The following is a 12,578-nucleotide window of genomic DNA, read 5'->3' on the forward strand; positions in this document are numbered from 1 at the left end:
CGGATCGGCGGCCGGCGTGGTCCCACCGGACCCAGGCACCGCGGCCCCCGGCCTGCCGGGGTCAGGGGCTGCGGAAGCTGCTGAGGAAGGTGTCGAAGTGGGGCATGCCCGCCTGCCAGGTGTCGGCCCGCCCCACCATCGTGATCATGTAGAGGGAGGCGTCGAAACTGATCAGCCGGACCCGGCAGCGGCCTTTCACGCCGTCCCTGGTGAAGGTGAACTCGATCTGGGCGGCCTGGCCTCCCAGGTAGGGCAGGGACGGATCGAACGACACCCGGTCGTACTCGTCGTACTCCTGGCGCAGTCCTCGCTCGGCCTGCGCCAGGTACGCGCCCTCGTTGCCGGTGGTGTTCGCGACCTTCTGGACGGCGATCCCCCGCCTGGCGTCGCGCCCGGGATCGGTGAAGGTGATGTCCGGCCCGGAGCCGTCGCGGTCCTCCTTCCAGCCGGAGGGGACGGCCGCGACGAACCGCGCCCCGCGGTACTCCCGGTAGCCCCGGGGCACCGCCGTGGACTGCGCCGTGGCCCCCGGCGACCCCGACCGGCCCGAGGGCGACGGGGACACGCCGGGGTCGTCCTGGGCGGTACCGATGAACACCACGAGCACGACCGCGGCGGCCAGCAGCGCGGCGGCGAGCACGCCCCCCGGGACGATCAGCGCCCAGCGGGGGCCGCGCCTGGCGGGCGCACGCGGCGTGCCGGGCGTGCCGGGCAGGGGAGTCTCCACCGTGGGCGGCGCGGGCATCGGCGGCAGCGTCATGTTCCGGGGCACGTTCGCGGGCGGCGCGGGAGGCGGGCCGGACGGGCTCGCCATGGGGTTCGGGGCGGGCGCCCCCTGCACGACCTCACGCAGCAGCCGCTCGGTCTCGTCATGGCCGATCCGCTGCTCGGGATCCTTGCGCAGCAGCCCGTTCAGGACGGGGGTCAGCGGGCCCGCGAGCCGCAACGCGTCGGGCTCGTCGGACAGCACGGCCGCCATCACGCCCCACATGTCCGGCCGCCGGAACGGGGGGCGCCCCTCGACCGCCGCGTACAGCGTCCCGCCCAGCGACCACAGGTCCGAGGCGGGCGTGGCCTTCTGGTACCGGGCCTGCTCGGGCGCCAGGTAGGCGGGGGAGCCCACGATCGCCCCCGCCTGGGTGAGCGTCTCGTCCCCGGCCATGGTCGCGATCCCGAAGTCGGTCAGCACGGCCCGGCCGTGCGGGAGCAGGACGTTGCCGGGCTTCACGTCGCGGTGCACGACCCCGGCGGCGTGCGCGGCGCGCAGCGCGTCCAGCAGGTCCAGGCCGATCGCGGCGACCCGGCCGGGCGGCAGCGGCCCGTCCCGGCCCAGCACCCGGTCGAGGGCGGGCGCCCGCACCAGCCGCATCACGATCCAGGGCCGGCCGTCCTCCTCGATCACGTCGTGCACGGTCACGATCCCGGGATGGTCGAGCCGCGCCGCCGACCGCGCCTCCCGGAAGGTGCGCGCGTACACCCGGCCCACCGCGGCCTCGTCCAGGCCCCGCGGCAGCGACACCTCCTTGATCGCCACCTCGCGGTCGAGGGTGCGGTCGCGGGCGCGCCACACCGCGCCCATCCCGCCGCGGCCGAGCAGCTCCACCAGTTCGTAGCGTGCGGCGATCACTTGGGGGGCCATAGGAGGACCCTACCGACGGACGGTCGCCCGTTTTGAGCGTTATCCGGCCGCGGACGGCTCCGCGCCGCCCTGCTCGCTCTCGCCGTCGAATCCGCCCTCGGGGGCGCCCTCGGGCTCGGGTTCGCGGTCGCCCTCGCGCTCGCCCTCGCGGCTGGCCAGCAGCCGCCGCAGCGAGTCGAGCCGGGCCCGGTTCGCGTGCCCGTCGGCGACCCAGCCGTCCAGCCCGCACGCCTCCTGCAGGTGGTCGCAGTGCGGCGGGCAGCGCTCGGCGGCGCCCTCGGCCAGGTCCTCGAACGCCTCGATCACCCGCTCCGGCCGCACGTGCGCCAGCCCGAAGCTGCGCACCCCGGGGGTGTCGATGATCCAGCCGTCCGCGCCGGGCAGCTCCAGCGCGATCGCCGACGACGAGGTGTGCCGGCCCCGGCCGGTGACCGCGTTGACATGGCTCACCGCCCGCTCCGCCTCCGGGACCAGCGCGTTGACCAGCGTCGACTTGCCCACGCCCGAATGCCCCACCAGGACGCTGGCGCGCCCGGTCAGATGCCCGCGCAGCTCGGCGGTGTCGCCGCCGCGCCGGGTGACCACGTACGGGACGCCCAGCGGCGCGTAGGCGGTCACCAGCTCGTCGGCCGCCGCCAGATCGGCCTTGGTCAGGCACAGCAGCGGGTCCATGCCCGCGTCGTACGCGGCGACCAGGCACCGGTCGATCATCCGCGGCCGGGGCTCGGGATCGGCCAGCGCGGTCACGATCACCAGCTGGTCGGCGTTGGCCACGATGATCCGCTCGAACGGGTCGCTGTCGTCGGCGGTCCGGCGCAGCGACGAGGTCCGCGGCTCGACCCGGACGATCCGGGCCAGCGTGTCGGGCGCCCCGGACACGTCCCCGACCAGCGCCACCCGGTCGCCCACCACCACGCCCTTGCGGCCCAGCTCGCGGGCCCGCATCGCGGTCACCGTCCGCCGGCCCTCGCCCTCGCCGTCGTCGACCAGGCAGCGGTAGCGGCCGCGGTCGACCGCGGTCACGAACCCGGCGACGGCGTCCTCGTGCGCGGGACGGCGGCGGGTGCGCGGCCGCGACCCGCGGCGGCCGGGCCGCACCCGGACGTCGTCCTCGTCGTACTCCCGTGCTCGGCGCGGTGGCAGTGGTCAGCCCCTCTCCGCCGGCGGCACCTCGGCGAGCATGCCGTCCCAAAGATCGGTGAACCCCGGGAGCGTCTTGCCCACGGTGGCCACATTCTCGACCTCCACCCCCGGGACGGCCAGGCCCAGTACGGCGGCGGCCATCACCATGCGGTGGTCGTCGTAGGTGCGGAAGAGGCCGCCGTGCAGCGGCCGCGGCCGGATCTCCAGCCCGTCGGGCAGCTCCCGGGCGTCCCCGCCCAGCCCGTTGATCTCGGCGACCAGGGCGGCCAGCCGGTCGGTCTCGTGCCCGCGCAGGTGCGCGATCCCGGTCAGCCGGGACGGGGTGCCCGCCAGCGCGGCCAGCGCCGCCAGCACGGGCGTGAGCTCGCCGACCTCGTGCAGGTCGGCCTCCAGCCCGCGGTACCCGGCGACGCCGCCGGCTTCGGCGGGGCCGGTGCCGCGCACGGTCAGGCCGCCGGGGCCGTACGACACCTCGGCGCCCATCCGCGCCAGCAGCCCGCGCAGCGCGTCGCCCGGCTGGGTGGTGTCCTCCGGCCAGCCCGGCACCGTGACCCGGCCGCCGGTGACCAGCGCGGCGCCGAGGAACTGGGCGGCGTTGGACAGGTCGGGCTCGATGACCCAGTCGCGGGCGCGGATCGGGCCGGGCGCCACCCGCCACACGTCCTCGCCCGTCTCGACCGCCGCACCGGCCTCCCGGAGCATCCGCACGGTCATGGCCAGGTGCGGCGCGGACGGCACCGGCGGGCCCTCGTGCCGTACCTCCACGCCCTTGCCGAACCGCGGCGCGGCCAGCAGCAGCCCGGACACCAGCTGCGAGGACCCGGAGGCGTCGATCGTCACCGCGCCGCCCGGCACCGCGCCCGTGCCGCGGACCACGAACGGCAGCGCGTCGCGCCCCCCGTCGTCGACGGTCGCGCCGAGATCGCGCAGCGCCCCGATGATCGGGCCCATCGGCCGCTCCCGGGCGCGCGGGTCGCCGTCGACGTCGACCGGCCCCGCGGCCAGCGCCGCGACCGGCGGCAGGAACCGCATCACCGTTCCGGCCAGGCCCACATCGATCTGGGCGGGGCCGGCCAGATCGTGCGGCATCACCCGCAGGTCGCCGGAGGCGTCCTCGACGATCCCGACGCCGAGTTCGCGCAGCGCCTCGACCATCAGGAGCGTGTCGCGGCTGCGCAGCGGGCGGACGAGCCGGCCCGGGCCGTCGGCCAGGGCGGCGAGGATCAGCGCCCGGTTGGTCATCGACTTGGAACCCGGGAGCGGGACGGTGGCGTCCACCGGGGCGTCGGCGACCGGGGCGGACCAGTGCGTCGAGGGCATGCCGCAAGGCTATCGGGCTTGGCGGGCGCGGGCGCGGGCCGCCGCCCGCCCCGCTCAGAGGGGAATGGTCAGCAGCTTGGCGCCGGTGCCCTCCACCACGACCTCGAAACGGTCGATCTCGCCCTTGGACAGCGCGGTGCCGCCGTGCGTGATCAGCGGCGCGGGGGAGCCCGGCACGCCGTACCCCTTCGGCGGGACGGCCCAGCCGGTCACGACCGAGCGCTCACCGGCGCGGGAGACCGCCTCCAGGCGGCACCGCAGCGGGCCGCGCACGCCGCGCAACTCCAGCCCGACGTGCGTGCCCCAGCCCTTGCTCTCCAGGCCCAGCGTGCCGGACGTGCCGTTCGCCCGGTCCGTCCCCGAGTGCCGTTCACCCCAGATGACCAGCGCCTGCGCGGGCCCGTGGTCGTGCCCGGACGGCGCGGGGGACTCGCCGTCGGTGATCGCCGATCCGATCGTGACGCCGGTCGCCAGCAGGACGGCCGCCGCGGCGGTACCGATCACGTACGTGCCGCGGCGGGTGCGGCGCGCGGCCCGCTGCCGCCGCCGCACCAGATCGATCACCTCGGCGGGCGGCGCGTCCGCGGCGGGGGCCGGGGGCGCCGCCGGGGCCGGCGGCGGCGCGGGCGCGCCGTCCACGGCGTCGGTGAAGTCCTTGATATCGGCGAGGGCATGCGCCGTTCCGGCCATGTCCCTGAGTTCGGCGGCGCACGACCCGCATTCGCGAAGATGTGCCTCGAAGGCCCTTCGGTCGTCCTCTTCGAGCAGGCCCAGGGCGTAGGCGCCGACATCGGTGTGCTCCACTCGCGAGTTCATGCCGTCACCCCTCTCTCTTCCAGTGCGACACGCAACGCGCGCAGCGCGTAATAGACGCGGGACTTGACCGTGCCCACCGGGATTCCCAGCACTTCGGCGGCCTGGTTGACCGTGCGGTCGCGCAGCACCGTCTCGGTCAGCACCTCCCGGTGCGGCGCCGACAGCGCCCGCAGCGCGTCGGCCACCACCACCTTGCGCAGGAGGCCGTCCATCTCGTCGGCCATCGGCAGGTTCTCCAGCGGCGCGTCGCCCACCTCCGGCGGGCGCACGTCGCGGTACCGCCGATGGTCGATGACGATACGGCGCGCGACGGTCGCCAGCCAGGGCATCAGGGACGCCGCCCCGGTGTCGAGCCGGTCGGCGCTGCGCCAGGCCCGGATCATGGTCTCCTGCACGACGTCCTCGGCCCACTGCCGGTCCCCGCCGGTCAGCCGCAGGACGAAGGCGAGCAGGGGACGGTGGTACTCGCGGTACAGCTCGCCGACGAGCCGTTCGTCGTCGGCCGCGGGCGCGGGACGGGGGCGGCGGATGAGGTTCCGCAGCCCGCCGGTCGTGCGCCCGGCCGCTCCAGGTGCTGCCATGGCCGTGCGTCTCCGTGGGTCGGGGGGTCCCCGGCCGGCCGCCGCGCGGAGTGCGCGCGGCGGCGCCGCCGGGTGGCCCGGAGGGACGGGCGGTCAGCAGGCAGTACGGTCCCGATTCGGCACCGGGTTCAACACCTTTGAGGCTTTCTTAAGGCTCTCTTCGGGAAGAGGCCTCCGCCGGCGGCTCAGCGCTTGATCTTGCGGACCGCCGCGCGTCCCGACCGCCGCGCCGACCCCTGCGCCGCCTTCATCGGGCCCTTGGCGGCCTTGACCTGCCCCTTCACGGTCTTCACCGACCCCTGGACCGCCTTCACCGGGCCCTGCGCTGACCGCGCCGCCTTCGCCGTACGGGCCCGGCGCAGCGCACCGCGGCGGCGGGCGTCGCGGACCTGCCGGGCGGCCTCCCGCCGGGCGTTCCTGATCTCGGCGGCGGTCTCCCGGCGCAGCGCCTTGGTCTCGGCCGCGGCCTGCACCCGCGCGTCGTGGGCCGCACGGCGCAGCTCGGCGGTGCGCGGCGAGCGGCGCGGCTCGGTGGCGGCCATCAGCAGCGCCCCGAACAGGCTCGCGCTCTTGAGGAGGTGGGAGCGCTCGCTCGCCCGGCGCTCGGGGTCGTCCTCGGTCCAGTACCGGTGCTCGGTCGCCAGCGCGGGGACCAGCTGGCAGGCCAGCAGGAGCGTGGTCGCCCGGTGGAACCTCCCGGTGAGCAGCAGCACCCCGGTGCCGAGGCTGAGCGCGCCCTGGACGCGCACCAGGGTCTCGGGGTCCTTGGTGGGCAGCCACTCCAGCCGGTCCGCGATCGGCTTGACGGCGGGCGCCACCTGCTCCGCCCGCGGGCCGGGATCGCGGAGCGTCTCCAGCCCGGTCATGATGTACGGCGCCGCCACGAGGGGGCGGGCCAGGGTCGTGAAGGGTCGCATGGAGGGCTACATGCCCACCGCTTGCGGGGTCAAGCACGGCGCGCCGTCGTAGGGAACGGGCAGGATGGACCCATGTGCGGTCGATATGCCACGGCGAGGGCGCGCCAGGAACTCCTCGACGAGTTCCAGGTGCAGCTGGACGCCGTAGAGAATGATCTGCAGCCCGACTACAACGTCGCGCCGACCAAGCAGGTGCCGGCCATCCTGACGCGCGTGCCGCGGGACGCCGGGGACCGGGCGGCGGGCGGCGCCGAGGCGGGCGGGGGAGCGCCGCCGGAGGGGGCGGAGGCCGAGGCCGAGGCCGTCCGGCAGCTGCGCACGCTGCGCTGGGGCCTGGTGCCCTCCTGGGCCAAGGACCTGTCCATCGGCAGCCGGATGATCAACGCGCGGATGGAGACGGTGCACGAGAAGGCCTCGTTCCGCCGCGCGTTCGCCAAGCGCCGCTGCCTGCTCCCGGCCGACGGCTACTTCGAGTGGTACACCCTCCAGGACCAGGGCGGCGAGGAGCCCGCCGACCCGGCGGAGAAGCAGAAGAAGGGCAAGAAGAAGCCGCAGAAGCAGCCCTTCTTCATCCACCCCAAGGACGGCGGCCTGATGGCCATGGCCGGGCTCTACGAGCTGTGGAAGAACCCCGAGACGGGCGAATGGGTGTGGACCTGCACGGTGATCACCACGGACGCGCCGGATGATCTCGGCCGGATCCACGACCGGATGCCGATGATCGTCGAGGCGGACCGCTGGGACGCCTGGCTGGACCCGGCCCTCACCGACACCGAGCAGGTCCGCGGCCTGCTGGTGCCCGCCATGTCGGGGACCATGGACGCCTATCCCGTATCAAAAGCGGTCAACAGCGTGAGAAACAACGGTCCGGAACTCATAAAACCTTCGGCGAACGGGGATAGTCCAGGCGGACATTCCGACACCTTGTTCTGACCGTCGGTGCGAAGGCGGTCGGACGGCGAACCCCTGCGCCGACCCCCCAGCGGCGCGTACCGGGAGGAGTTCCGGCACCGTGGACACCGCCACCGCCCGCACCCGCCTCGAGGCCCTGCTGGCCGATCTGGACCGTTCGACAGCGGTCCTCAAGAGCGAGCATCCCGAGCGCGAGCTCTCGGCCGCCGACGCGGGTTCCAACCTCTCCGACAGCGACCGCGTCGAGGCGGCGCTGGAGTCGATGGGGCGGCACCGCGCCGCGGTGGAGGCGGCGCTGGCCCGGGTCGCCGCGGGCAGCTACGGGCGGTGCCTGGGCTGCGGGAAGCAGGTGCCGGAGGGCCGGCTGGAGGTGCGCCCGGAGGCCGCCCGCTGCGTCACCTGCCAGGCCAAGCACGACCGCGCCATGCGCTGACCCCGCCGCGCGCCGGCCGCCCCGCCCCTCCGTCCGCCCGGCCGGCGGGCGGGGCGGGTCAGCCGCGGCGGCGTGCGCTGGCCAGCAGGTGGACGCCCAGCGAGTCGTCGTTCAGCGGCGCGTTCAGCTCGGTCCGCACCAGCCGCGGCAGCGCCCGCGGCGAGGACGACAGCACGTGCTCGACGGTCGAGGGCGACAGCACCGTGCGCGGCCTGATCCACTCCACCTCCAGCCCGGCGTCGGCGAGCAGCTCGCGCAGCTGCTCGGCCCAGAAGCAGCGGGTCATCGTGCCGTCCGGCCACGGCACCAGCAGCACCTCGGCGCTCGGCACGTCCGACAGGTGCGCCCAGCAGTTCTGCTCGGCCAGCAGCGCCATGCCCAGCGTCAGCGAGTCGACCGACAGCAGGACCCGGCCGCCCGGCCGCAGCACCCGGGCGATCTCCGCGACCGCCGCCTCGGTCACCAGATGCCGGGACAGCACCCGGTTCTCCGCGACCACGGCGTCCACGCAGCCGTCGGTGAGGAAGCCCAGCGCCCCCGAGTCGGCGATCACGCGCCGCGGCTCGGAGGGCGGGCCGGCGGGCGGGCCGGAGCCCCGGCCGTTCTTCGGGGCGATCCCGTTCCCGCGGCCCCGCGCGTGCGCGTTCCCGTTCGCGTTCGCGTTCGCGGGCACGCTCTTCGCGCCGCCCTCGGGGCCGCCGGCCGCCCCGGGCCCGGTCGCTCCGGGCCCGGCCGTCTCGGGACGGGCCGAACCGTTGATCTCCAGCGCGCCGGCGGGGGCCTCGGCGCCGGCGGGGCCGTGCGGGCCCAGCTGCGGGTCCAGCACCTGGATCACCCGGTGCCCGGCGGCCGCGGCCTGCGCGCCGCTGCGCGCGGTGTCGCCCGCCAGGTCCAGGATCCGCGCGGGCCGGCGCGGCAGCCAGCGGTCCAGCTGGGCCGCGGCCACCGCCCAGTAGAACCGCCAGTAGAGCGCGAGAGGTTCGTCCTCGTCCGGGACGGGTTCGCCCGGGGAATCGCGCAGGCTGGCAACGGAGGGCTCGGGAGGTCGGGCCGGCACCGGTAGCAACGGTTTGCTCCTGTTCTCGCCGTGTATGTCGATTGTTCCCCCGCCGGGCCCGGACATCACCCTCCGTGCAGTTCCGGATGGAATGCCCTCCGGCCCCGGCGCCGGGAATCGACGGGGCCGTACCGGCGTTGCACCGTCTCATAACGCCCGCGCGCATGCGCCGAACGACACGGGTTCCGGGTGGCCGGTTTCCGAACTTCGGACGGTGCTGCCCCGGCACGTCCGGGGCACGTCCGGCGCGCGGCAGAAGAGTCCGTCACAGCGGAGGTGCAGCCCATGACCACAGCCGTTGCCGAACACGCGAGAGGCCCCGCGGCGCCGGTGCGCACCGGTGGCGTGCCCGCCCCCGGCGGCGTGAAGAGGCAGCGAGGCCCGCTATCGTCTGTGCAGTACGACGCCGACGGCGTCACCACAGCGGAGGGGGTGGGTCAGGTACCGGGCACCACGGAGACCGTGGAGCAGCGCCAGGAGCGCTTCCAGCGCGACGTGCTCCCGTTCTTGGACCAACTGTACTCGGCCGCGTTGCGCATGACGCGCAACCCGGCGGACGCCGAGGATCTCGTGCAGGAGACCTTCGCCAAGGCGTTCGCGTCCTTCCACCAGTTCAAGGAGGGCACGAACCTCAAGGCGTGGCTCTACCGGATCCTGACCAACACCTTCATCAACTCCTACCGCAAGAAGCAGCGGCAGCCGCAGCAGGCGGCCACCGAGGAGATCGAGGACTGGCAGCTCGCGCGCGCGGAGTCGCACACCTCCAGCGGCCTGAAGTCGGCCGAGGCCGAGGCCCTGGAGCACCTGCCCGACTCCGATGTGAAGCGGGCGCTGCAGGACCTGCCCGAGGAGTTCCGGATCGCGGTCTATCTCGCCGACGTCGAGGGCTTCGCGTACAAGGAGATCGCCGAGATCATGGGCACGCCGATCGGGACCGTGATGTCGCGCCTGCACCGCGGAAGGCGGCAGCTGCGCGGAATGCTCGAGGACTACGCCCGGGAGCGCGGCCTGTCCCGGGCGAGCGGGAAGGGTGAGTGAGCCATGAGCTGTGGCGACCACCACGAGACGCCGTGTGAGGAAGTACTGGCCCGCGTCTACACCTATCTGGACGGCGAGCTGGACCAGGGCGGCTGCGGCGAGGTGCAGCAGCATCTCGAGGAGTGCGGCCCGTGCCTGCGCGAGTACGGCCTCGAGGAGGCCGTCAAGAAGCTGGTGAACAAGTGCTGCCGGTCCGACCAGGCGCCCGAGGACCTGCGGGCCAAGGTGATGGGACGGATCGAGGAGGTCTGCGGCGAGATCAGGACGGCCGAGTCGGCCGCCCCGTCCGCGGCCGCCGAGTCCGCCTCCCCCGGCAAGATCACCGGCTCGGGCTGACGGCTTGACGGGCTGACGGCCTGACGGCGGCGGCGCCGCGCCCGGGGGCCTGGGTATCGTGCTCGGGTGCGCGTACTCGTCACCGGCGCGGCCGGCTTCATCGGGTCCCATCTGGTCGACCGCCTGCTGGCCGACGGCCATGAGGTGACCGGCCTGGACGACTTGTCGTCGGGCTCCAACACCCGTTCCGACATCGACCTGTGGCGCATGGACGTGGCCGACCCGGACCTGGCCGGACGGGTCGCCGCCCGCCCGCCCGAGGTGATCTGCCATCTGGCCGCGCAGGTCAGCGTGCGCGCCAGCGTCGCCGACCCGCTGGCCGACGCCCGCACCAACGTTCTGGGCACCGCCAACGTGCTGGAGGCCGCCCGCGCCGCCGGTGTCCGCAAGGTGGTCTTCACCTCCAGCTGCGCCGTCTACGGCGTGCCGGACGCCCTTCCCGTCCCCGCGTCCGCCGAGCTGCGCCCCGCCTCGCCGTACGCGGCGTCCAAGGTCACCGGCGAGGTGTACGCGCGCACCTACCGGGCCCTGCACGGCCTCGACTTCACCATCCTGACCCTGGCCAACGTGTACGGCCCGCGGCAGACGCCGGAGGGCGAGGCCGGGGTCATCTCGATCTTCACCGACGCGCTGCTGGCGGGCCGTCCCACCCGGGTGTTCGGCGACGGCACGCAGACCCGCGACTACGTCTACGTGCTCGACGTCGTGGACGCCTTCGCCCGCGCCGTGGACGGGCGCGGCGGGGGCGGCCGCTACAACGTCGGCACCGGCGTGCAGACCACCGACCGCGCGCTGCACTCGCTGGTCGCCGAGGCCGCCGGGGCGCCCGACGACCCCGCGTTCGCCCCGCCCCGGCTCGGCGACCTGCCCGCGATGGCGGTCGACCCGTCCACCGCGCGCGAGGATCTCGGCTGGACGGCCCGCACACCCCTGCGCGAGGGGCTGGCCGCCACCGTCGGGTGGGCCCGCGGCCGCGCCTCTCACCCCGGGTGACGTTCCCTTCACACTTTGCTCACGATTCTCGGCTTGCCTGTGTGACCTGGACCTCGCGCGTTACGCTTGTGCCGGAATCAGCGACGGGAACACATGCGTGCCCGGGCGGAGGGGAAGTGTTCGCCTGGGGGCCGGGTCGAGGGATCCGGCGGGCCTTGGAACGCGGGGGAGGCAGCGAGCCATGCTCGTGCATGTGGTCACCGCCGGTCTCGACCGGATCGGGCCTGTCATGACGTCGTCGTCGCTGACCATGACCAGGGGCGTGTCCTGGGTCTGACGTGCCGCGAGCGCGGCACGGCCGGCCCCGGCGGCGGCCCGCGTCGAACCCCCGGCGACGGCACGGGGGAAGGTCACTCCCGAGGGGGCGGCATGCGTGGACTACCTCTCGCTGCCTGGGCGTACGTCTGCGGCGTGGTCGCGCTGGCGGCCGGGCTGATCGCGACGGCGTCCTACGAGGGCATGGAATGGCGCACGCTGGCCGTGCTGGCCGTGCTGTTCCTGATCTGCGACTCGGCCCCGGCGCTGCTGAACGTGGAGCGTGCCCGGGTCTCGCTGAGCTTCGCGGCCAGCCTGGCCTCGGTGGTGCTGCTGGGCCCGGCCGGGGCGGCGCTGCTGGGGGTGTGCGCGATCGTCACCGGCCAGCGGCTGTTCGCGCCGGTGAAGCGGCTGTTCAACGGCGCCCAGTTCGCGCTGTGCGGGTACGCGTCGGGCGTGGTCTTCGGCGCCCTGGGCGGGCAGCGGTTCGAGCCCGGCCAGGTCGACTGGGTGGAGCACGTGATCGGGCCGTTCCTGGGCGCGCTGGTCACCTTCGTCCTGGTCAACCTGCTGCTGGTGGCGGGGATCCTGCTGCTGAGCAAGCAGGCGGCGCCGCGCGAGCTGCTGAGCGCCAGCGGCCAGCTCGCCTTCGGCTGCCTGGGCTACGGCATGTTCGGGCTGCTGATCGCCGGGCTGTGGTCGCGGGTGGGCATCGGCCCGTTCGCCGCGGTGCTGGTGCTGCTGCCGCTGTTCATCGCGCGGTGGGCGTTCGAGCAGACGCGGGCGCAGCAGCAGGCGCACGCCGCGACCCTCGCCGCGCTGTGCCAGGCGGTGGAGACCAAGGACTACTACACCCGCGGCCACTCCGAGCGGGTGTCGCGCGGCTCGGTGATGATCGCGCAGGAGATCGGGATGCGGTCCGACCGGGTCGAGGCGATCCGGTACGCCGGGATGCTGCACGACGTGGGCAAGCTGGGCGTGCCGACCAAGTTCCTGCAGAAGTCGGGGTCGCTGACGGAGGAGGAGTTCGCGGCGATCCAGCTGCATCCGATGCGGGGGCTGGAGATCGTGCGGGAGATCGGGTTCCTGGACGAGGCGCTGGCCGGGATCATGCACCACCACGAGAAGATGAACGGCC

General features: G+C 74.6%; 13 protein-coding genes. 6 read left to right on the forward strand and 7 right to left on the reverse strand.

The annotated features are described in order from the left end of the window. Positions 1-61: 61 nt before the first annotated feature. The 6 genes from ACFPZN_RS43760 to ACFPZN_RS43785 all read right to left on the reverse strand — a co-directional run bounded on the left by ACFPZN_RS43760 (position 62) and on the right by ACFPZN_RS43785 (position 6,416). Positions 62-1,639 carry a protein kinase domain-containing protein gene (locus ACFPZN_RS43760; RefSeq protein ID WP_378288679.1) on the reverse strand — a complete coding sequence of 526 codons (1,578 nt, stop codon included), beginning with the start codon at positions 1,637-1,639 and terminating at the stop codon, positions 62-64. Positions 1,640-1,678: 39 nt separating this feature from the next. Beyond that, positions 1,679-2,737 (reverse strand): ribosome small subunit-dependent GTPase A, encoded by a 1,059-nt coding sequence (rsgA, locus tag ACFPZN_RS43765; protein WP_378288681.1) that lies wholly within the window; start codon positions 2,735-2,737, stop codon positions 1,679-1,681. A gap of 48 nt (positions 2,738-2,785) precedes the next feature. After that, positions 2,786-4,102, reverse strand: coding sequence for a 3-phosphoshikimate 1-carboxyvinyltransferase (aroA, locus tag ACFPZN_RS43770; protein WP_378288683.1), 1,317 nt, complete (start codon positions 4,100-4,102; stop codon positions 2,786-2,788). Between the two features lie 54 nt (positions 4,103-4,156). After that, positions 4,157-4,918, reverse strand: coding sequence for a zf-HC2 domain-containing protein (locus ACFPZN_RS43775; RefSeq protein ID WP_378288685.1), 762 nt, complete (start codon positions 4,916-4,918; stop codon positions 4,157-4,159). Continuing rightward, entirely contained in the window at positions 4,915-5,499 is a 585-nt protein-coding gene (locus tag ACFPZN_RS43780) for a sigma-70 family RNA polymerase sigma factor (protein WP_378288687.1), read from the reverse strand. Before ACFPZN_RS43780 ends, ACFPZN_RS43775 begins: the two co-directional genes overlap by 4 nt. A gap of 185 nt (positions 5,500-5,684) precedes the next feature. Next, positions 5,685-6,416 carry a DoxX family protein gene (locus tag ACFPZN_RS43785; protein ID WP_378288689.1) on the reverse strand — a complete coding sequence of 244 codons (732 nt, stop codon included), beginning with the start codon at positions 6,414-6,416 and terminating at the stop codon, positions 5,685-5,687. Positions 6,417-6,488: 72 nt separating this feature from the next. Here ACFPZN_RS43785 and ACFPZN_RS43790 point away from each other — a divergent pair, with 72 nt between their 5' ends. Beyond that, positions 6,489-7,349 carry an SOS response-associated peptidase gene (locus ACFPZN_RS43790; RefSeq protein WP_378288691.1) on the forward strand — a complete coding sequence of 287 codons (861 nt, stop codon included), beginning with the start codon at positions 6,489-6,491 and terminating at the stop codon, positions 7,347-7,349. Positions 7,350-7,428: 79 nt separating this feature from the next. Further along, positions 7,429-7,761: a TraR/DksA family transcriptional regulator gene (locus ACFPZN_RS43795; protein WP_378288693.1), complete on the forward strand. Its 333-nt coding sequence runs from the start codon at positions 7,429-7,431 to the stop codon at positions 7,759-7,761. Positions 7,762-7,819: 58 nt separating this feature from the next. On the opposite strand, the gene ACFPZN_RS43800 is transcribed toward ACFPZN_RS43795, so the two are convergent. Next, on the reverse strand, positions 7,820-8,818 hold the full coding sequence (locus ACFPZN_RS43800; RefSeq protein WP_378288695.1) for a methyltransferase domain-containing protein: 999 nt from the start codon (positions 8,816-8,818) through the stop codon (positions 7,820-7,822). Between the two features lie 285 nt (positions 8,819-9,103). Between ACFPZN_RS43800 and ACFPZN_RS43805 the strand changes: the two genes are divergently transcribed. From ACFPZN_RS43805 to ACFPZN_RS43820, 4 genes are all read left to right on the forward strand, one after another. Further along, positions 9,104-9,856: a sigma-70 family RNA polymerase sigma factor gene (locus ACFPZN_RS43805; RefSeq protein WP_378288697.1), complete on the forward strand. Its 753-nt coding sequence runs from the start codon at positions 9,104-9,106 to the stop codon at positions 9,854-9,856. Positions 9,857-9,859: 3 nt separating this feature from the next. Continuing rightward, the gene (rsrA, locus tag ACFPZN_RS43810; protein WP_378288699.1) at positions 9,860-10,192 is read left to right on the forward strand and encodes a mycothiol system anti-sigma-R factor; all 333 of its coding nucleotides are present in this window, start codon (positions 9,860-9,862) and stop codon (positions 10,190-10,192) included. A gap of 66 nt (positions 10,193-10,258) precedes the next feature. Continuing rightward, positions 10,259-11,185, forward strand: coding sequence for an NAD-dependent epimerase/dehydratase family protein (locus ACFPZN_RS43815; protein ID WP_378288701.1), 927 nt, complete (start codon positions 10,259-10,261; stop codon positions 11,183-11,185). 369 nt (positions 11,186-11,554) lie between these two features. Then, positions 11,555-12,578, forward strand: a 1,024-nt coding sequence (locus ACFPZN_RS43820) for an HD-GYP domain-containing protein (RefSeq protein ID WP_378288703.1), incomplete at its 3' end; no start/stop codon positions are given.

The organism is Actinomadura rugatobispora (assembly GCF_042656285.1).
GTDB classification, from domain to species: Bacteria; Actinomycetota; Actinomycetes; order Streptosporangiales; family Streptosporangiaceae; genus Spirillospora; species Spirillospora rugatobispora.

Excerpts from the sequence above, each read along its gene's own strand:
- ACFPZN_RS43760 (WP_378288679.1), bottom strand. The coding sequence starts at position 1,639 with ATGGCCCCCCAAGTGATCGCCGCACGCTACGAACTGGTGGAGCTGCTC.
- aroA (WP_378288683.1), bottom strand. The coding sequence starts at position 4,102 with ATGCCCTCGACGCACTGGTCCGCCCCGGTCGCCGACGCCCCGGTGGAC.
- ACFPZN_RS43775 (WP_378288685.1), bottom strand. The coding sequence starts at position 4,918 with ATGAACTCGCGAGTGGAGCACACCGATGTCGGCGCCTACGCCCTGGGC.
- ACFPZN_RS43780 (WP_378288687.1), bottom strand. The coding sequence starts at position 5,499 with ATGGCAGCACCTGGAGCGGCCGGGCGCACGACCGGCGGGCTGCGGAAC.
- ACFPZN_RS43785 (WP_378288689.1), bottom strand. The coding sequence starts at position 6,416 with ATGCGACCCTTCACGACCCTGGCCCGCCCCCTCGTGGCGGCGCCGTAC.
- ACFPZN_RS43790 (WP_378288691.1), top strand. The coding sequence starts at position 6,489 with ATGTGCGGTCGATATGCCACGGCGAGGGCGCGCCAGGAACTCCTCGAC.
- ACFPZN_RS43805 (WP_378288697.1), top strand. The coding sequence starts at position 9,104 with ATGACCACAGCCGTTGCCGAACACGCGAGAGGCCCCGCGGCGCCGGTG.
- rsrA (WP_378288699.1), top strand. The coding sequence starts at position 9,860 with ATGAGCTGTGGCGACCACCACGAGACGCCGTGTGAGGAAGTACTGGCC.